A 20,078-nucleotide genomic window follows, 5' to 3' on the forward strand; every position below is an offset into this window, starting at 1 on the left:
TATGTTTATATTATACCGCAAAAAATTATGGAAGTCTTGTATTTTCTGCAACTTCCATTAAATTATTTTTCGTATATGTTTAAAACAACAAAGTTTCGGCAACGCTGTTATCCTGATTTCCGATATCGCGGAGGAATACGTTAAATACGTTCAGGATTACCAGAACTACTTCCGTGAAATTGGCTGTATTCTGAGTGTGAAGCACTATCTGAATGTCATCTTCATTAAGCAGATCCTTCATAACGTTATCATGAAGATGATTTATTGCAATAATCGGAATTTGGCATTCGTGTGCATACTGTATGACGCTGAGGAAGTTCTGACTTTCGTTTGCATTATCTGAAATTATCATCAGACAGTCATTCATCTTCACCACACTGTCAAATTGAACCTTTAATGATTCTTCTATGCCCAGATTAGGATACAGATGGTTCATCTGTACGGCGTCATTGTTAAGAGTGACGGCGTTTATTTTCTGGGTTGTGTACATGTGGTTGCTATTAAGCACCTGCGTGAAGATGGAGCACAACGGCTGGCACAGTGAGCTTCCGAGGCAAATTATTTTGTTGTCAGGAAGGCTGAGACTCATCACGGCTGCCGCCGTTTCCATGTTCTCCAGAGCTTCCTGCGGAACGCTGGTTACAGCCGTCATGGTGTCTTCAAGACACCTGCTGATTGTACTTTCAAGGTATTGCTGAATATTGTCAGTCACTTATTAATTTCCTACTCTTATCCAGGTGATAATACGTTTTAACTTACCGTTCTCGGTAATGCTGATGTCACCGCTGAGGCCTCTTATTGACTGTCCTTTGTTTTCAGTAAGATCCTTCAGATGGAGAGCAAGATTCAGAGAGTCATAACCGATGGCAAAACTTCTGAGGGTATCGCCGTTAGCCTTTGGCAGAACTTCCTGGATTCTTCTCTTGGCACTGCTGTCCTTGAGCATCCAAGGCTGATCGCCGAGTTTAATACCATTAAGGCTTGCTGCTATGGCAGACTGTGTTAAACCATCGTTGCTCTTTGAGCCGGCATAATAAATGGCACTGTCACCGATGTATGCGCGGGCACTGTCCTTAATTTTTGAGGTTTCCAGCGGGGTGCCGTAGATGTAGACGCCGTCATAGGTCTTATAGCTGTTCAGGCAGCTCTTTACCGTGCTTTCGATTGTGTTCATGTCTTCGTAATAACATAAACTGATACCCTTTCTGTTATCAGCTGTCCAATAGCTGTTAAGGGCGTTTGCCATTCTGTCACCTCTTTCATTTCTTGGAGCTATGATGACAGGTGAGTTGATGTGATCCTTCTGCATCTCCAGTGACGCATTGTACATATCGTTTTCAGGAGCGAGGGTAAGATAGTATATATTGGATGAGTTAGGCTGAGCACTTCCCTGATTGAGAGCTATTACAGGAATGGTAGGCTTTTGAGCCATCAAATCGTTAACCTGTTCTTTAATGATTGGTCCGATAATAATCTTTGCCTTGTCAGCCTTAGCCTGACTGTAGAGAACAGGAATTGATGAGGCGGCGGTGTCGTAGAATTTGAGATTTAAGCTGATGCCTCTGTCTCTGTATGAACTTAAAATACCAACCTTAACAGGGTTGCCTATAATTTTTGCATATGGTCCTGAAAGAGGGAGGAATACGGCTATTGTGTCACCATTGCCGAGGTTGCCGCTGGCTGTTGATGTGTCTTTTAATTCGTTTGCGGATACCGTCTTCTTGGCAAGTACCGGGTGATCAGGATACTTTTCCATGAAGGATTTCATCAGACGTTCTTTGGATTTTGCACTCTGATTCTTGTTGATAAGAGCAAATTCAATGAATCCGCAGGTTGTTTCATCACCATTCTTTCTTGCCTGTCTGTAGGCGTTCATAAGTTCCTTAGGTGATGCTTTTGAGAGAGCCACAGACGCTCTTTCATATATTGCAGCCTTTTTGTCGGCATTAACCGAATCAGCCAGATTCAGATAGTTGAGTCCGGCATCGAGATATTTGCCTGTAGCTTCGTCAACTCTGGCTGAAAGTGAGTAGTAATAGTTTGCCACATCGGCAGGAAGTGTCATTACGTTGATTGAGCTCAGTATGTTGGATGCGGCCTTATAGTTGCCTGCTCTTGATTGGACCTGGGCATCAATAATGTCCGCAATATTACCCTGCAGAGGGGTAACAGCGGTTTCCCTCATCTGTCTGACTACCTCTGAAGCAGCACCGGTGTTGCCTTCGTTTGAATATGCTCTGGCAAGCAGAATCTGCCAGTCGTAATTGTATTCCGGAACTGAAGCACTCAGCTGAGATGAATACCATGATGAATCATGATCCATTGTTCCAAAAGGCTGTGGTCTGAGGGTTGAGTCGTGTCCTGAAAGGACGCTACAGGCGTTCAGTGAAGTTAAAAATAACAGTGTATAAATAACTGAAGATAATTTAAAATGCTTATGTTTTGTGAACATTTGTGAATTCTCAAAAGTGACAACTATTGCTGTTGGTTATTATACACGTTTTGCTTGTGGATAAGTAGTATAAGGTTATTAAAAATGCTCGAAATGCAGAATGCGCTTTATATCGTTCCGACACCTATCGGAAACAGGGAAGACATTACAGCCAGAGCCTGTGAAGTTCTGAAGATGGCTGATGTCATATGTGCCGAAGACACCAGACATTCCCTGCCGCTTTTGGAAAGCATAGGCGTTAAATCTCCGAAGCTGATAAGTTTTCATGACCATAATGAAGCGGAAAAAGCTGACAGGATAACTGCCATCATCGAAGAAGGGAATTCCGTGGCACTTATTTCGGACGCCGGAACTCCGATGGTATCGGATCCCGGATATCATCTTGTGGCGGCATGCGTACAAAAGGGCATAAAGGTTTATCCGCTTCCCGGACCGTGTGCGGCAATTACGGCTCTGTGTGCTTCCGGCATGCCAAGTGACAGATTTAGCTTTGAGGGATTTCTGCCGGTAAAGGAAAAAGCCCTTCGCGACAAGCTTGCTTCACTGGTTACTGAAGAGCGAACAATGATTTTCTACGAGGCTCCGCGCCGTATTTTTGATACGGCAAAAATTCTGGCAGAGGTTTTTGGTGATCGCAGAGTCATGGTGGCAAGGGAACTTACCAAAACTTTTGAGACAAAGTACTACACGACATGCGACAGACTCGGTGAGGTTCTGAATGAAGATCCGAATGTCCTTAAGGGAGAGATGGTAATTGTTCTCGCTCCTTACAGAAAGAAGGATGAGGACGAGACCATTACTGCCGAAGCAAAGAAAATGATGGAACTTCTTTCCGGTGAACTGCCTCCGAAAAAAGTCTGTTCACTGGTTGCCAAAATGTATGATCTGCGCAAAAACGAGCTCTATGATTACCTGCTGAATCACACTGACTGCCAGTGACGGAGTTTAATATTACACATTGATTTAATGTGTAATATTCTTTTATCAGTAAAGTATAAAGTTAGTGATATATATGATATAATCACCGCGAGTTGGTCGGGTGATCGCTGCTCCATGGTTGTGCCGTAAGGCAGACGCATGGAGGGGAGGAAAGTCCGGGCTCCACAGGGCAGGGTGCTAGATAACGTCTAGGGGATGAAAGTCCACGACCAGTGCAACAGAAAGTAAACCGCCGTCTAACGGTAAGGGTGAAATGGTGCGGTAAGAGCGCACCGCATGACTGGTGACAGTTCATGGCATGGTAAACTCCACCCGGAGCAAGACCAAATAGGCCTCATTGACGCTGCCCGCGTAAGGGGCGGGTTGGTCGCTTGAGCCGGTAAGCAATTGCCGGTCTAGAGGAATGATCACCACTGAGAAATCAGAACAGAACCCGGCTTACAGACCAACTCACTGGATAATTCAAAGATCTCTGTTTCTTTCAAATTAATTGTTTAATATCTGACTATTATACAGACTGTCGAAAAATGAACGGCTATAAGCATGTTACGGTACTGCTGAAAGAAGCAGTTGATGCCCTGGAAATCAAACCAAACGGTACATATCTTGATTGTACTTTCGGCAGGGGCGGACATTCTCGTGAAATTCTGTCCAGACTAGGACCGGACGGACATCTGTATGCAATAGACAGAGATCCCGAAGCCATAAAGGCAGCGGGAGAGATCGCCGATAACCGTTTTACGATAATTCACGGCTGTTTTGCCGATGCACTCTCTCTTCTTGAACCCTACGGTGTGATTGGCCGTTTAGACGGTATGCTGCTGGATCTTGGAGTATCATCTCCTCAGCTTGATGATCCTGAAAGAGGCTTTAGCTTTATGAATGACGGCCCTTTGGATATGAGAATGGATCCAACCGTCGGTTTCAGTGCTGCGGATTGGATTAATTCAGCGCAGGCCGATGAAATTTCCAGAGTGCTTCATGATTTTGGTGAGGAACGTTTCGCCAGAAAGATAGCCGCGGCCATAGTTCATGACAGGGTGGAAGCTCCTTTTACGTCAACTCACCAGTTAAGCAGTATGATTGCCAGGGTTATTCCTGTGAAGGAAAAAGGGAAGCATCCTGCAACAAGAAGTTTTCAGGCTATCAGAATCCTGGTGAACAGTGAGCTTGATCAGGTGGAAAATGCCCTGGAAAATTCCAAAAAGCTTTTGGCTGACGGAGGTCTTCTTTCGGTCATAAGCTTCCATTCTCTTGAAGATCGTCTTGTTAAGAATTTCATGCGCAGATCCGAAAAGGGGATTCAGCCGCCAAGAGGTCTTCCGGTTTCTGAGGAGGAGATCCTCAAAACACGTACGTTCAGAACTGTTGGAAAAGCCATTTATCCTTCTGATGAGGAAATCAGTAGTAATCCGCGCTCACGCAGTGCCGTACTGAGAGTGGCCCGGAGGTGGGGAAATGGCCTTTAACTTTAATAATCCTCTTTCTAACGAGGAGGATGGATTAAGCTGGTATGTCATAAATTTTGTAAAAAATAACTTTTATTTTTTTACATGTCTTATCGTTATTCTTGTCGTCAGCTGTATGCTTATTTCGAAGGTTCAGGACAGCAGAAAAAACAATATCAGAATGAATCAGGAACTGAAGCATCAGGATAAGATTGTTCAGGAATACCAGCACCTGCGTCTTGAAAGACAGACGCTTACCGAATATTCACATGTAAGGACTCTGGCAAAAGACAATCTGAAAATGTCAGATCCCGGTGTGGAGAACAAAAAGGTTATCGACGTAAGAAGTTCCGGCGGTAACTCCAAATGAAATTTGCACTGAAACAGAAGATTAAAAAATTTTTCTGCGGTGAAGGTGATATGTCCATCAGAATATCACCCGGCCGTGTGTATTTTCTGTGGGCATTTTTTGTTTTTCTGATTGTCTGCATCTGTCTGCGCATATATTACCTGATGATTTATAATCCGGAATGGCTCATATCCCGCGGTGACGACATGATTGTCCGTACTCAGGAGGATGACATTCACAGAGGGCGTATTCTTGACAGAAACGGAGTAGAGCTGGCAAGCAGCGTGCCTAAGCATTCCGTATCCCTGTATCGAAAGAGCTTTCATGAATCCAAGAAGAGCAGGAAAGAGCTTGATGAGCAGCTTAAAGTGCTTGCAACTCTGGTGGGTATGCCGTATCAGACTCTTCGAGACAGGGTATATGCAAGTCAGAGGGGTGAAATTCTGCTGGCCAAAGAGGTTGAAGCCTTTGCCGCTGCCCAAATTAAGGAAATGAATATCCCCGGTGTGAGTCAGTCAAAGATTCTGCACAGATATTACCCTACCGCAGAAGTTAATGCACAGCTGGTGGGAATTACAAATATTGACGGTATAGGTACGGAAGGCATTGAAAAACAGTTCAATGATTATCTGCTGTCAATTCCCGGAAAACGAAGAATCAAGAAAGACAATAAGAATAATATTATTGAGTTTATGGGGACGTATCAGGAAGGCAAGAAGGCAGAGGATTTGTATCTCAGCATAGATGAACGTATTCAGTTCAAAGCCTATACCGCCTTAAAATACGCCGTTGAGATAAACCAGGCTACATCAGGCAGTCTTGTGCTCATTGATGCCTGGACTGGGGAAATCCTGGCCATGGTAAATTCTCCTTCATACAATCCAAACAACAGGGATGATTACGAATCACGTCGTGCAAGAAACAGATCCGTAACTGATTCATATGAACCGGGATCCACAACAAAGCCTCTGATAGCAATGGGAGCGCTGGCCCATAACAGAATCAACTGGACACGCATTATTGACTGCAGACCTTTTATGGTGAACGGTAAACGGATAACGGACAGCCATGCCATGAACAGCGGCAATCTCAGTGAGGTTATCAAGTTTTCATCAAATACTGCCATGGCTCATGTGGCTCTGGATATGAAAGCATCCGAAATAATTAATACTTTGCGCATATTCGGTTACGGCAGTAAGACAAATCTCGATCTTGTCGGTGAATCATCAGGTTCTCTGCCTAAGATAACCAGCAGAAGCAGAATAAGCGATCTGGAAAGAGCAACAATGGGGTACGGCTACAGAATAAGAGCGACACCTTTGCAGATAGCTCAGGCGTACAGTATTTTTGCAAACAGAGGTATCAGAAAGCCTCTGTCCATTACCAAAGTTGACACACCTCCTGCAGGAACCAGAGTTTTGAATGAAAAAGAGACTGACAGGATGCTTAAGGCTTTGGAATCTGTTGTTGAAGGCGGCGGTACCGGATCTCTTGCACGTATTCCCGGATACAGAGTCGGCGGGAAAACAGGTACTGCCAAGGTAGCTGAGAGTGGCGGCTACGGGAAATACTATATGGGTTCTTTTGTCGGTATTGCTCCAATGAGTAATCCTAGGTTTGCAATGGCTGTTATCATTAACGAACCTCATGCGGGTAAATTCTACGGCGGCGTTGTTGCTGGTCCGGTCTTCTCCGAAGTAATGCAGAAAACCCTGGAACTGTATAACATTCCTCCGGATGACCTGAACCCTGACGGAAGCATGAAGACAATTAAAGACAAAGATAGAGAAAGATATTTGAAGAATAAGCAGGCAAAGAACTAAAGGGATTTAGATGATAAGTTTAAAAGAAATTGCAAAGGCCCTGGACATTCAGGCCCCGGATGTTAAATTATCAGCCCTGTGCAGCGATAACCGTCAGGTAAGTGAGGGATCGCTGTTTATTGCCCTTAAGGGACTTAATTTTGATGCCAGAACAGCCATTGCCCAGGCTGTTGAAAAAGGTGCTGCGGCCGTTATATACGAGGATGCGGAGGATGGCTTTGTGCCTCAGCCGGTGAATGTTCCGTGCATAGGTGTTAAGGATCTTTCCCGCAGACAGGCAAAAATAGCCTCTGTTTTCTACGGATGTCCTTCCGCTGATTTGGAACTTATAGGTGTTACCGGTACCAACGGTAAAAGTACCACAACTCATCTTGTTGCCGCATGGCTGACGGAGATGGGTTGCAGAACCGGACTTCTTGGAACTTTGGGTACAGGAATATATCCTACTCTGCAACCTTGTGCCAATACTACTCTGGCTGCAATGGAGCTTGAAAAAACACTGTACGGGATGAAGAATTCCGGAGCTTCGGCTGCAGTAATGGAGGTTTCATCTCACGGCATAGCCCTTGGTCGCACCAGTGAGCTGAGATTTGACATTTGCGCATTTACGAATTTAAGTCGTGATCATCTGGATTTCCATAAGACTATGGAAAACTACGCTGCAACAAAATTTGAATTATTTAAGTCGGTTCCTTCAGAAAAGTGCGTAATCAACGCACATGACTCAGTAGGTTCGGAATTTTTGACCAGACTGCCTGGTGCTTTGGCGTACAGCATCAAACCAATAGCAGGTGAAAGAGTTCTCTATGCTGACAGTATAGAGTATCTGCCGCACGGTATACACATTTCCGTTGGCGGATCATTCGGCAGCGCCGAGCTTCAAGCCCCACTTATCGGATCATTTAATGCCGAAAACATTCTCTGTGCTTTGGGTATTCTTCTGGTTAAGGGATACTCACTCCCTGAACTTGCGGCATCGGCCCACGCACTTAAGGCTGTGAACGGACGAATGGAATGTTTTAAGAAAGTCGGATCACCAATGATTATAGTGGATTACGCACATACACCTGACGGACTTGAGAAGGCGCTCGGTGCCATAAGGGAACATAAATTCGGTAAGATAACCTGTATTTGCGGATGTGGCGGTGATCGGGATACCGGCAAAAGACCGGAAATGGCTGAAATAGCATGTAAAAATTCTGACCACGTTATATTTACCAATGATAATCCGCGTACAGAGGACCCTGACAGAATAATTGATATGATGGTCGCCGGAGTGAAGGACAGATACGATAACTATAGGGTGATCAAAGAGCGTGAGTCCGCCATAACTGAAGCATTCCTTGGTTCCGGGGACAAAGACGTGCTGCTCGTTGCAGGAAAGGGGCATGAGGATTACCAGATTATAGGTAAAACAAAATACCATTACAGTGACCGCGAGGTTGCAATGAAATTAGTCGGAGTTGACAGATAAGATGATTCCTTTAAAGCTTAAAATGATAGCTGATCACCTGGGTGGAGAACTGACAGGTTCTCCTGAACTGGTTATTGACAAAATTGAAACCGATTCGCGCAAGAACGTAAAGGATGCGTTGTTTGTGGCTCTTAAAGGTGAACGCTTTGATGCCCACGATTTTATTAAGGATATAGCTGCTGCAGGAGCTGCCGCCGTTGTTGTTGATCATAGATGCGATGTCGATATTCCTCAGATAGTAGTATCAGATACCGGCAGGGCATTGGGGCTTATTGGAAATCTCAACCGCCGTCAGGGGCATGCGAAGGTTGTAAGCATGACAGGTACCTGCGGTAAGACTTCCGTGAAGGAGATGACTGCAGCAATATTGAAGACAATGGGGAAAACCATTGCAACTCAGGGAAATTTCAATAACGCAGTGGGTGTGCCGCTGTCATTACTTCAGATTGATGAAGATACTGATTTTGCAGTGATTGAACTCGGAGCCAATCATCCGGGGGAAATTAACTACATAGTAAATCTTGCGGAACCTGATGCTGTGGCAATCAATAATGTCGGAAGCGCTCATCTGGAAGGTTTTGGCAGTCTTGACGGCGTTTACAGGGCGAAAAGTGAAATACTTGATTTTGCCGTTACTCACGGCGGAGTAGGCGTTGTCAATGCAGATAATGATTATTACGCAAACTGGAAAAGCGAGTACGGTGAAAAACTTAAGCTTACCGGATTTTCTGCCGATGGAAGAGAGGATGCGTCATTTAAGGCTGAGAACATCAGACTTCAGGATAACGGCTGTTTCTCTTTTGTAATGGTGACTCCTTTTGGATCTGCGGACATTGAACTTGGTGTCCCTGGAAAGCATAATGTGGCAAATGCATTGTGTGCTGCCGCTCTGACATCTCTTATCGGAGCAAAGCTTGAAAATATGGTAAAGGGGCTTTCGTCAGTCGTTCCTTCCAGAGGACGTCTTTTTGTGGAAAAACTTGGCAGGGTAACTTTAATAGATGATGCTTATAACGCGTCTGTTAATGCTGTTAAAGCGTCTGTGGATACCCTTGCACTGTTCCCCGGCAGGAAGGTATTTGTCTTTGGTGATATGGGGGAACTCGGTTCCGGCGCCCGTGACCTTCATGCGTCAATAGGGAATTATGCCTCAGGTAAGATTGATTTCCTGCTTAGTGTTGGCGATTTGGCTTCAGAATCATCCGCTGCTTTTGGTGAATATGGTATTCACTTTTCAGACAAAGAACAGCTTAAATGTAAAATAAAGGAATTTCTTGATGATGGTGAAACCTGTACCATAGCGGTTAAAGGTGCTCACTTCATGCATATGGAAAAGATTGTTGATTTTGTCAGATCATGCTGCGGAGGTAATAAATGTTAGTAATGCTGGCTGATTATCTGGCCAATAACTTTCAGAGCTGTGGATTTCTCAGAGTTGTAAATTATATCAGTGTCAGAGCGATCTGTTCACTGATTACCGCACTTGGACTTTCTCTGCTGGTAGGTCCTTACATGATTAGAAAACTGCAGCTGCTGCATTTCGGTCAGGTTGTTCGTAATGACGGACCTGAGAGTCATTTCAGTAAGCGCGGTACTCCTACCATGGGCGGTATAATGATTACCGGTGTTATAGCACTTACGATGCTGCTGTGGTGTAAGCTTGACAATGTACATGTATGGATTATTCTGTTTGCACTCATCAGTCATGCATTGATTGGTTTTGCCGATGATTTTTTAAAAATCGTCAGAAAGAATCCAAAGGGACTTATTGCCAAGTATAAGTATTTCTGGCAGTCAGTCGTGGCAATTATTATCGGTGTGACTCTGTATTCGGTAAGCAAGAGTCCTGCGGAAACCCAACTGGTTCTTCCTTTTATGAAGGACTGTATGCCAAATCTCGGGTTCCTGTTTATTCCTTTTGTGTATTTTGTAATAGTCGGTTCTTCCAATGCCGTGAATCTTACCGACGGACTTGACGGTCTGGCTATTACCTGTACGGTATTGGTAGCGGCCGGTCTGGGTATCGTTGCCTATCTTACAAGTAATGCCGAGTATGCAAATTATCTCTTTATTCCTTATCTTCCTCATGCCGCAGAATGCAGTCTGGTATGTACGTCAATCATTGGTGCCGGATTAGGTTTCCTGTGGTTCAATACCTATCCTGCTCAGGTATTCATGGGGGATGTCGGTTCCCTGTCTCTGGGCGCAGTGCTCGGTGTTATTTCAGTAGTGATCAGGGAAGAGATTCTGTTGTTCATTATGGGCGGTATTTTCGTTATTGAAACAATCAGCGTTATTCTTCAGGTCGGTTCCTATAAGTTGAGAAACGGTAAGCGTATTTTTAAGATGGCTCCGATTCATCACCATTTTGAGAAGAGCGGTTGGCCTGAGCCCCGCGTGATTGTCCGTTTCTGGATTATTACTTTTGTTCTTGTGCTGATTGGTTTGGTGACTTTAAAGCTGCGTTAAGGATTATATGATGTCTGAATCTGTTGCTGTCGTTGGTTTGGGAAAGAGCGGTCTTTCCACGGTGAATTTTCTGTTGGCTCATGGTGTGGTTCCTGTTGTTTTTGATACCAGGGAAAAGCCGGCCGGCGAGACGGAACTTGATAAAAGAGTAACTCTGTGTAAAGGGGAGCTTGACGGTGAGAAGCTGGGACAATTCGACTGTCTTGTTGTCGGTCCGGGATTGTCATTAAAGTTACCGGCACTTGTAAAGGCAAGAGAATGTGGCACTGAGATCATCGGTGACATAGAATTATTTGCACGTTATGCCAAGGCTCCGACAGTCGGTATAACCGGTTCTAACGGGAAAAGTACCGTGACTACGCTGACTGCACTTATGGTTGAGGCGGACGGTAAGAAGTGCGGTATGGGAGGCAATATCGGCATTCCCGCACTCGATGTCATTGCTGATGATGTCGATGCATACGTGCTTGAGCTGTCAAGCTTTGAACTGGAGACCACTTCCAGTCTTAAACTGGCAGGTGCCGTAATTTTAAATTTAAGTGAGGATCACCTCGACAGATATGATGGCAGTATGCAGCTTTATCTTGAAGCAAAGCAGAGAATTTTCAGAAATGCCGATAAGATTATTGTAAGTCGAGAGGATAATGCGACAATTCCTCCATCAGGGGAATATTATTCAAGTTTCGGATGTGATGACAGAGATTACGGCAGAATTGTTAAGAACGGTGAAGTTTGGTTAAGCGTCAACGGAGAACCTCTCATTAAGAATACCGAAATTGGAATTGCCGGTCTCCACAATGAACTTAATGCTCTTGCATCCATGGCTCTGGCTGATACTCTGGGTGTGAGCAGGGAGGCGCAGCTTAAGGTACTGCGCAGCTTTAAGGGATTGCCTCACCGCTGCCAGCTGGTTCGTGAAATTGACGGGGTTCGTTACTATAATGATTCCAAGGCTACTAACGTAGGTTCAACACTTGCCGCGGTTGCCGGACTTAAAGACGGGGTGCGCGGTCGTATCATTCTTCTCGCAGGCGGGCTCGGAAAAGGGCAGGATTTTACACCGATAAAGAACATGCTCGGTAAGGAAATTTCCTATATGCTTTGTTTTGGAAAAGACGGAGCAATGCTGGCCTCGCTCGGTGAGCAGACAAGACTTACCGCCGATATGGCCGAGGCAATCAGAATTGCTCATGACGAGATTGCCCAGCCCGGAGATGTCGTGCTGCTGGCTCCTGCATGTGCAAGTTTGGACCAGTTCAAGAGTTTTGAAGAACGCGGTGATGTTTTTGCAGAACTGGTAAGGAAGCTGTAATGTCGTTTTGGACCAGATTATTGGGAAACGGGGATAAGAAATACAGTCTGAATGACGGGGTCATGTTTGACACCTGGTATATCGTTTTGCCTGCTATTCTTACGGTTATAGGGCTGATAGCCATATATTCATCCTCTATTTACGTAAGTGTGGAGAAGTTCGGAACTGAAACACACTATATGCTGAGACAGCTTGGCTACTGCGTGATTTCCATATTCATATTCATGGTCCTTTTAAACGTAAGTACCAAAAGGTGGTACGATTGGGGGAGATGGAAGATTGTCCTGTTTGTGGCCGTGCTCAGCCTGCTTGTGGTCTTTGTCGGCAGAGACATAAATGGTGCCAAGCGCTGGCTGTCACTGGGATTTTGTAATATCCAACCCTCGGAATTCATGAAACTTTCGCTGATTCTGTTTGTTTCCGGGTATATTCAGCGCCATCATGATGAAATAAACAGCATCTGGTGTAACATTCTTGTTGCCATACCGATAGCGATTTTTCTTTTCATACTCATGCTCCAGAGGGACATGGGGACAATGGTGATCATCGGTGCAATTTTAATGGTGACACTTTTTATTGCCGGCATGCAGTGGAAGGTTATATTTACTGCAGGGGTTTTATCCCTTATCGGCGTGCTTCTTCTGATACAGGACCCGTATCGCATGGGGAAGATAACCAGTTTCTACAATCCTTTTGAAAGCAGGACCGGAACGGGGTTCCAGCTGTGCATGTCGCTTATTGCCATTGCCAAAGGCGGATTGTGGGGACAGGGCCTTGGCAACAGTGAAATTAAACTGAGCTACATTCCTGAACCTCATACTGACTTTATTATGTCGATAGTGAGCGAGGAGTGTGGCTTTATTGCCGTCCTGGTTGTTTTCATATTGGAACTCATGCTGATTGTTCGCGGTTTTATGATGGGATTTGAGGCATTAAGTTCAAAGACGGATCGCAATTATTTCCACGGGTTCTGTGCCATCGGCATATCAACCTGGTTTGGTGTCCAATGTATTATAAACATGGGGGTTATCTGTGCCCTCTTCCCTACAAAGGGATTGACCATGCCGTTTATAAGTTACGGCGGTACGAGTCTCATATCCTCAGTGATGGCGGTGTGTATTCTGTTGCGCATAAGCTACGAACGCAAATGCAGCTACTTTAACAGAATCAGAAAGGCTCAGATGAGGTATAAACAGGTAAATAAACGTTCACACGAAGGTGGCAGGCAGGTCGCCGGGAACGATAATAAAATATTGAATTCGTAGGACTATGCAATGAAAAAGATATTAGTAATGGCAGGGGGTACCGGAGGTCATGTTTTTCCGGGGCTTGCGGTAGCCAAAGAACTTTCTTCGAAATACGGTTATGAGGTTCTGTGGCTTGGCACCAGGGAAAAAATGGAAGCCGAACTTGTTCCGGCCCATGGTTTTAAAATTGAATTCATAAAAATCAGTGGTCTGAGAAGAAACGGAGTTAAAGGTTATCTTGTCGCTCCTTTCACTATTATCAGAGCTGTATTCGAAGCTCTCAGAATAATAAGAAAATTCAAGCCGGACGTTGTGCTCGGCATGGGCGGGTATGCTTCAGGTCCCGGCGGAATAGCCGCCAAACTCTGTGGTATTCCTCTTGTACTTCATGAACAGAATGCCTCACCGGGAATAACCAACAGAATTTTATCAAAAATAGCTGATAAGGTGCTTCTCGGTTTCCCCGGAGCCATAGACAAAAAGAATGCATCTTATGTCGGTAATCCGGTTCGTGCGGAGGTTGTTGCATTAAACGCCGCTCTGCCTAAGGATTTTAATCATCCTAATCTGAACGTGCTGGTAATTGGCGGCAGTCTTGGTGCAAGGGCTTTGAATGAACTGGTTCCTCAGGCTGTGGCGATGGCCAATAAGAACGGAGCCGGCATTAAAATCACACATCAGACGGGAAAGGGAAACAGTAAGGCTGTTGAAGCCGTATATAAAGAACTTAATGTTGAAAACTTTACGGTATGTGATTTTATATCTGACATGGCTTCTGCATATACCGCAAACGACGTTATTATATGTCGTGCTGGCGCACTGACTCTGGCCGAGGTATCCGCAGCCGGAATGCCGGCGGTATTTGTACCGCTGCCTACTGCCGTTGACGACCATCAGACAAAGAATGCCAGATATCTGTCTGATAAAGGTGGTGCGATATGCATGCCTCAGTCTGAACTTACACCTGAAAAACTTGCTGACATTCTTAAGGATTGGTCCGACAACCGTGATAAAATCTCTGAAGTCAGCAGAATAGCCGGCAGTATGGCAAAGCTGGATGCCACTGAAGCAGCAGCCAGAGTTTGTATGGAACTGGCTGACAAGGCTTCATAACTTTAATAATTCGGAGTATTTATGTCAAAAACAGATTTTGAAGTACCGCAGATGCATAAAGTACGTCGTATTCATTTTGTCGGCATTGGTGGCGCCGGCATGAATGGAATTGCGGAAGTATTAGCCAATGAAGGTTATGAAGTAACTGGTTCCGACATAATGGCCAGCAGCACGACCAGACACCTTGAAAGTAAAGGTATCAGGGTTTTTATCGGTCATGACAGCAAAAACGTCGAAAATGCCAGTGTGGTGGTTATTTCCAGTGCGATTAAGAAGAATAATCCTGAATGGCTGAGAGCCGTTGAGTTGCGCATTCCCGTAGTTCGCAGAGCTGAAATGCTTGCAGAACTGATGAGATACCGTTTTGGCATTGCCGTTGCGGGAACTCACGGCAAAACCACGACAACCAGTCTCATTTCAAGCATATATGCCCAGGCAGGAAGGGATCCTACCTTCGTTATAGGCGGACTGTTAAACAGTGCCGGCGTAAATGCCAGACTTGGTACGGGGCGTTATCTTATTGCAGAGGCTGACGAGTCCGATGCGTCATTTCTTCATCTGCAGCCAATGATGTCCGTGGTAACCAATATTGAAGAAGATCATATGGATACTTACGGCGGCGATTTTGCCAAGCTTAAGGCTACCTTCATAGAGTTCCTGCATAACCTTCCTTTTTACGGTGTTGCCGTTGTATGTAATGACGATCCGGTAATAAGGGAACTCCTTCCTCAAATCGGCAGAAGCGTAATTACCTATGGAGCCAGAGAGGACAGTGACGTAAGAGTTTATGATTTTAAGCAGCATACTGACAGTTCTACCTTTAAGGTGAGGAGAAAGGATGGCTCAGTTCTTGATATCAGATTGACCATTCCGGGCTTCCATATGGCTCTGAATGCCGCAGCAGCCATAGCTGTGGCCACTGAAAGTGAAATCGATGACAAATCCATCATTGATGCCCTGGGATCATTCCAGGGGGTTGGCAGACGTTTTGAACAGTATGGCGAATTTGAAACAGGCAGAGGCATGGTTAAGCTTGTTGATGACTACGGTCATCATCCTAGTGAGGTAAGAGCCACAATTAATGCCGTTCGTGCCGGTTGGCCTGATCGTCGTCTTGTCATGATTTTTCAGCCGCACCGTTATACCAGAACAAGAGACTGCTTTGAGGACTTTATCGAAGTTCTAGGCCTTGTGGACGAGCTGATTCTGTTGGATGTGTATCCTGCAGGCGAAGATCCTATTGTCGGTGCGGACGGCCGTTCATTATGCAGATCAATCAGATTGAGAGGCAGGGTTGAACCTTATTTCGTGTCATCAGCTGACGAGGTTCCGGGGGTTGTTGCGGATGTGATTAAGGATGGCGACATTCTTCTGACTCAGGGTGCCGGCAATGTTGGTAAACTTGCTAAGGTGCTTGCCGAATACAAACTTGATATTGCCAAAATGAAGGAAAGAAACTAACTGTGTCCAGAAATAAGAAAGTACGGCGGAATGACACCGGAGTAACCAGAGGATCATATATCCTCGGGGTATTGTTTTTTATTGCCGTACTTGTTTCTGAATTTTACCTGATCAGGAAAGTCCATACCGTCATGACAGACGTCGACGGGATACCGGTCAGGCAGATCCAGATTAAGGGTGACCTGCATTATCTGGACAGACAGGAGGTTGAAGAGTTCTTTATGGCGAATCCAGAGAGCCATAACCTGTATACCATGGATTTGTCTCAGGTCAGAACCTACATGGAAACAATGCCGTGGATCAGTCGGGTCACAATGCAGAAAAAGCTCCCTGACATTCTCTCCATACAAATTAGTGAACATAAACCCATTGCTTACTACAATGATGGGATACTTGTGACTGACTGGAGTGTAATTTATCCGGAAAAAGCAGTTTTACCCGAAGGTACTCCCATTCTGAGCGGGCCTGAAAAACTTGCCCGTTCTGTTTATGAGATGTACTGTGACGTTAATCTTTTCCTGGAAAAATATGGTTTTCGCATATCTGAATTAAGCATAAACGAAAGTAATGTATGGAGTCTGAAACTTGATGACGGTCTTCCTCTGATTCTGGGCCGAAATGATGATGTTGGATTTGTTACTGAACAGAACAATGTTTTTATGTGGAGGTTGGGAAATTTTATAGAAGCATATCCACATATTGAGAATAAAAATACTATAGAATATATTGACTTGCGATATGATACCGGTATTGCGGTAAAGTGGATTGACTCAAGCGGAAAATAATAATGGCGGCCAACGACTTAAATAAAATCACTACACAGGATTATATAGTATCTATTGATCTGGGAACCAGTGAAATAAAAGTATGCAGTGCAATTCTTTACGATGATGACAGTATCAGAATTATCGGTTACGGTAAGTGCAGGACTACGGGTATGAATGCTGACGGCATTGTCAGCATGGATAAGCTGAAAGAAAATATTTCAGTTGCTTACAATATGTCCCAGAACATTGTGCTCAGATCCTATGATGAGAATACTCTTCCGAAAATCAATAATCCAAGGATTTTTGTGTCTGTTCCCGGCCGCTTTATCACATATAAGAATAACACCGGATCCTGCGAACTGCGTCGCGGACCGATTACCGAGGAAGATATTGCCAGAGCAAATTATGTGGCTAATTCCCTTAAAATAAAGGATTACGAACTGATAACCGCCATTCCAAACTGTTATCAGGTTGATTCCAACAGCAGTGTGGAAGATCCTCTTGATATGACTGGTGGTCAGTTGAGAACCTATATACATCAGGTTTATGCTCAAAGCTCGTTTCTGGACAATGTGAGACGGGCTCTCTGCTGCATCGAAACAGAATATGCTCCGGAGTTTGTGTTCAGTGGACAGGCTACCGCTTATTCTGCCGCCGACGATACAGAAAAGAGATTCGGAGTCTGCGTTCTTGACATAGGCAAGAGCAGTACCGGCATTACGGTTTTTGATAAAGGACATTGCATATACGTCGGATCCTGCCCTTATGGCGGTGACAAGATTACACAGAATATTGCCGTTACCTACGGATTAAGTGAAAGAGAGGCTGAAAAGATTAAATGTGATTACGGCCTCGCCATTTCCAATAACCTGATTTCCGGAAAAGCAGTCAGCATTAAAAGGAATGACCAGACAAAGACCATCAACCAGGGCGATCTTGCAGAGTCAATCGAGGCCGGTTATAACCAGCTTATCATGAAGGTTCTTACAACTCTGAATGAAGTTAATACGGAAAACGGAGAACTGACTCTCGGAGCCGGTTTCGTGTTTGCGGGCGGTGGTGCGGAAATCAGAAATCTTGATGAATGCGTGGCCAAAATCTTCATGAAAAACGGTATGAGTGCCTACGCTAAAAAGATTCGAATTCATCAGGTTGACAAACAGAAGCTGAACGGACTTACGGATGCCATAGATACATATTCAGGATGTGCAACCTTAGGGCTTATCAGATTCAGCGAAATCATGGAAAGTCACAAGAAATCCAGAGAACAGAGCAGTGCCTTCTGGAATTTTAAACAGAAGCTTGCTGACTGGTGGAACGGTAATATGTAAAATCATTCACGGGACGAATGACGCTTCCATTTTTCTTAGGAACGATTATCTTGTGAACAGGATGATCTGTGGGATCATCCACTTGTTTTAAGTAAATTATAGTAGATAATAGTTTTACTTTCTGTTATATAGTTATCATGCATGTTTCATCCTGCATTGCAGAATATTTTGTTAATATTGGTAATTCCGTTTCTTTGTGATTACTGATATTTTTTCAGCTGTCCGGTGAGATGTTCAGTCGCATAGTTGGCTGATTCATTAAATTGTGCAGGGCTGGTTAAGGTTAATTTTATGGTTTGTAAGTGACAAATCATGTGTGGAGTTGTGTTTTAAAATGAGTGATATTTTACATGCGGCAGATGCTTCTGCCGAACCTGAATACGTTCCTGCAGACAATGGTAAGGCTGTAATTAAGGTTATTGGCGTCGGTGGCGGCGGTGGTAACACCGTTCAGCACATGATTAATGAAGAAGTAAATAATGTCGATTTCCTGGTGGTGAACACTGATTTACAGGCGTTAAACTCCAATACTGCCAAAAACAGAATTCAGATTGGTGTTAATACCACTAGAGGTCTTGGTTCAGGTTCTAACCCTGAAATAGGCAGAAATGCGGCTGAAGAAAGCAGAGAGGTTCTGCGTGACAATATCGGTAAATGCGATATTGTATTCATTACTGCCGGTATGGGCGGCGGTACCGGTACCGGTGCGTCTCCTGTAATTGCAAACGTTGCCCGTAAGGAGCTGGGTGCCCTGACCGTGGCCATTGTTACCAAGCCGTTTTCATTTGAAGGTAAGAAGCAGCTTCTCAAGGCTGAACAGGGTATTGAAAAACTTAGGGAAGAGGTTGATGCACTCATTGTCATCCCTAATGATAAGTTACTTAAATATCTGCCAAAGAACATCTCTCTGGTTCGCGCATTTCAGGAATGTAACAACGTGCTTAAGAGAGCCGTTCAGGGTATTGCTGACGTTATTGAAAGATGCGGTTACCAGAATCTCGACTTCAATGATATAAGAACCATGCTTCTCCGTTCAGGTACCGCTCTTATCGGTATGGGTGAAGGTGAAGGTGAAAATGCCGTTGAACAGGCTATTCAGAGTGCGGTCAGCTGTCCGCTTCTTGAAGATTTCTCTAACTGTAAAGCTCGCGGCATAATCGTGAACGTAACCATGAATGAAGAGCTCGGTCTGGAACAGTATACAAAACTGGGTTCACTTCTTCAGAGAAGTTTTGCTACCGAGGATTCAGATACCAAGTTCGGTTGTGTAATCAATCCTAACATGAAGCCTGATGCCGTTCACGTAACGATAGTGCTTGCAGGTCTGACAGAGGTTGATAAGCCTGCTTCCGAAAACATCAACACCATTCTTGGTCAGTCTCTGCTTAACAGTGACTGCTCAGATGAGAATGCGGGTGTTTCAAGCATGTTTATGAATACTCCTTTAAATCAGAAGAATGATCTGTCTTCTCAGGGTGATATGTTTGCCGATGTTTCAAATGTCGTTAAGAACGACACTTCAGATTCATCATGTGAGTTACCTGCATGGTTGACAAAGAAATCGAACTAATCTGACATAATTAGATTAAAACTTTCACAAACCTCAGGACTATAGAAACCTTCTTGTTCTGAGGTCGTTTCTTTTCAAATCATATCAAAAATTAATTTGTTTCACCTGTTTTCTGGAAATAATCTGCCTTTTTAACTCCTGTTTTACCGTAAAAGTTAGTGATTTCTTTGCAAAATTATCATTATTTTATGTCTTTATTAGTCCGTTTATGATATAATACGGACTATATAAGAGGTGTTTTTATGAAGGTTCCTGAAGAAATCAGAAAGGTTAAAAGACCGGTTAATACTATTGTTGAAGACTCTGGCCGAGATGGTCCTAAA

The 20,078-nt window shown here is 44.4% G+C and carries 16 protein-coding genes and 1 other RNA gene; 15 read left to right on the forward strand and 2 right to left on the reverse strand.

What is annotated here, in order from left to right; all coding sequences use genetic code 11:
• Window positions 1-79: 79 nt before the first annotated feature.
• Together QZU58_RS07730 and QZU58_RS07735 are read right to left on the reverse strand one after the other, a co-directional pair.
• Window positions 80-712, reverse strand: coding sequence for a hypothetical protein (locus QZU58_RS07730; protein ID WP_294495923.1), 633 nt, complete (start codon window positions 710-712; stop codon window positions 80-82).
• Window positions 713-715: 3 nt separating this feature from the next.
• Window positions 716-2,323, reverse strand: a complete 1,608-nt coding sequence (locus tag QZU58_RS07735) for a penicillin-binding protein activator (protein WP_294495924.1) — start codon at window positions 2,321-2,323, stop codon at window positions 716-718.
• Window positions 2,324-2,536: 213 nt separating this feature from the next.
• On the opposite strand from QZU58_RS07735, the gene rsmI reads away from it, so the two are divergent.
• The 15 genes from rsmI (at window position 2,537) to ftsZ (ending at window position 19,755) form a co-directional block, all read left to right on the forward strand.
• The gene (gene rsmI / locus QZU58_RS07740) at window positions 2,537-3,391 is read left to right on the forward strand and encodes a 16S rRNA (cytidine(1402)-2'-O)-methyltransferase (protein ID WP_294495925.1); all 855 of its coding nucleotides are present in this window, start codon (window positions 2,537-2,539) and stop codon (window positions 3,389-3,391) included.
• Window positions 3,392-3,479: 88 nt separating this feature from the next.
• An RNA gene (rnpB, locus tag QZU58_RS07745) (RNase P RNA component class A) lies at window positions 3,480-3,848 on the forward strand.
• A 70-nt stretch (window positions 3,849-3,918) separates the two neighbouring features.
• The gene (gene rsmH / locus QZU58_RS07750; protein ID WP_294495926.1) at window positions 3,919-4,860 is read left to right on the forward strand and encodes a 16S rRNA (cytosine(1402)-N(4))-methyltransferase RsmH; all 942 of its coding nucleotides are present in this window, start codon (window positions 3,919-3,921) and stop codon (window positions 4,858-4,860) included.
• A complete protein-coding gene (gene ftsL, locus QZU58_RS07755) occupies window positions 4,850-5,209 on the forward strand; it encodes a cell division protein FtsL (protein WP_294460906.1) in 360 nt (119 codons plus the stop codon). The genes rsmH and ftsL overlap by 11 nt, the downstream gene beginning before the upstream one ends.
• On the forward strand, window positions 5,206-7,011 hold the full coding sequence (locus QZU58_RS07760; protein WP_294495927.1) for a penicillin-binding transpeptidase domain-containing protein: 1,806 nt from the start codon (window positions 5,206-5,208) through the stop codon (window positions 7,009-7,011). Before ftsL ends, QZU58_RS07760 begins: the two co-directional genes overlap by 4 nt.
• A 10-nt stretch (window positions 7,012-7,021) precedes the next feature.
• Window positions 7,022-8,485, forward strand: coding sequence for a UDP-N-acetylmuramoyl-L-alanyl-D-glutamate--2,6-diaminopimelate ligase (locus tag QZU58_RS07765; RefSeq protein WP_294495928.1), 1,464 nt, complete (start codon window positions 7,022-7,024; stop codon window positions 8,483-8,485).
• A 1-nt stretch (window position 8,486) separates the two neighbouring features.
• Entirely contained in the window at window positions 8,487-9,866 is a 1,380-nt protein-coding gene (gene murF, locus QZU58_RS07770; protein WP_294495929.1) for a UDP-N-acetylmuramoyl-tripeptide--D-alanyl-D-alanine ligase, read from the forward strand.
• A complete protein-coding gene (gene mraY, locus QZU58_RS07775; protein ID WP_294495930.1) occupies window positions 9,860-10,954 on the forward strand; it encodes a phospho-N-acetylmuramoyl-pentapeptide-transferase in 1,095 nt (364 codons plus the stop codon). Before murF ends, mraY begins: the two co-directional genes overlap by 7 nt.
• A gap of 10 nt (window positions 10,955-10,964) precedes the next feature.
• A complete protein-coding gene (gene murD / locus QZU58_RS07780; protein ID WP_294460916.1) occupies window positions 10,965-12,266 on the forward strand; it encodes a UDP-N-acetylmuramoyl-L-alanine--D-glutamate ligase in 1,302 nt (433 codons plus the stop codon).
• Entirely contained in the window at window positions 12,266-13,531 is a 1,266-nt protein-coding gene (gene ftsW / locus QZU58_RS07785) for a putative lipid II flippase FtsW (RefSeq protein WP_294460919.1), read from the forward strand. Before murD ends, ftsW begins: the two co-directional genes overlap by 1 nt.
• Before the next feature lie 9 nt (window positions 13,532-13,540).
• Entirely contained in the window at window positions 13,541-14,626 is a 1,086-nt protein-coding gene (gene murG, locus QZU58_RS07790; RefSeq protein ID WP_294460920.1) for an undecaprenyldiphospho-muramoylpentapeptide beta-N-acetylglucosaminyltransferase, read from the forward strand.
• A 21-nt stretch (window positions 14,627-14,647) separates the two neighbouring features.
• A complete protein-coding gene (gene murC / locus QZU58_RS07795) occupies window positions 14,648-16,087 on the forward strand; it encodes a UDP-N-acetylmuramate--L-alanine ligase (protein ID WP_294495931.1) in 1,440 nt (479 codons plus the stop codon).
• Between the two features lie 131 nt (window positions 16,088-16,218).
• Window positions 16,219-16,872 (forward strand): FtsQ-type POTRA domain-containing protein, encoded by a 654-nt coding sequence (locus tag QZU58_RS07800; RefSeq protein WP_294495932.1) that lies wholly within the window; start codon window positions 16,219-16,221, stop codon window positions 16,870-16,872.
• 2 nt (window positions 16,873-16,874) lie between these two features.
• Window positions 16,875-18,185, forward strand: a complete 1,311-nt coding sequence (ftsA, locus tag QZU58_RS07805) for a cell division protein FtsA (protein ID WP_294459824.1) — start codon at window positions 16,875-16,877, stop codon at window positions 18,183-18,185.
• A 334-nt stretch (window positions 18,186-18,519) separates the two neighbouring features.
• Complete coding sequence (ftsZ, locus tag QZU58_RS07810) at window positions 18,520-19,755, forward strand: cell division protein FtsZ (protein WP_294495933.1); 1,236 nt, start codon at window positions 18,520-18,522, stop codon at window positions 19,753-19,755.
• The last annotated feature ends 323 nt before the right edge of the window (window positions 19,756-20,078 follow it).

Origin of the sequence: uncultured Ruminobacter sp., assembly GCA_902764345.1 — a bacterium.
In the GTDB taxonomy this organism is placed as follows: Bacteria; Pseudomonadota; Gammaproteobacteria; order Enterobacterales; family Succinivibrionaceae; genus Ruminobacter.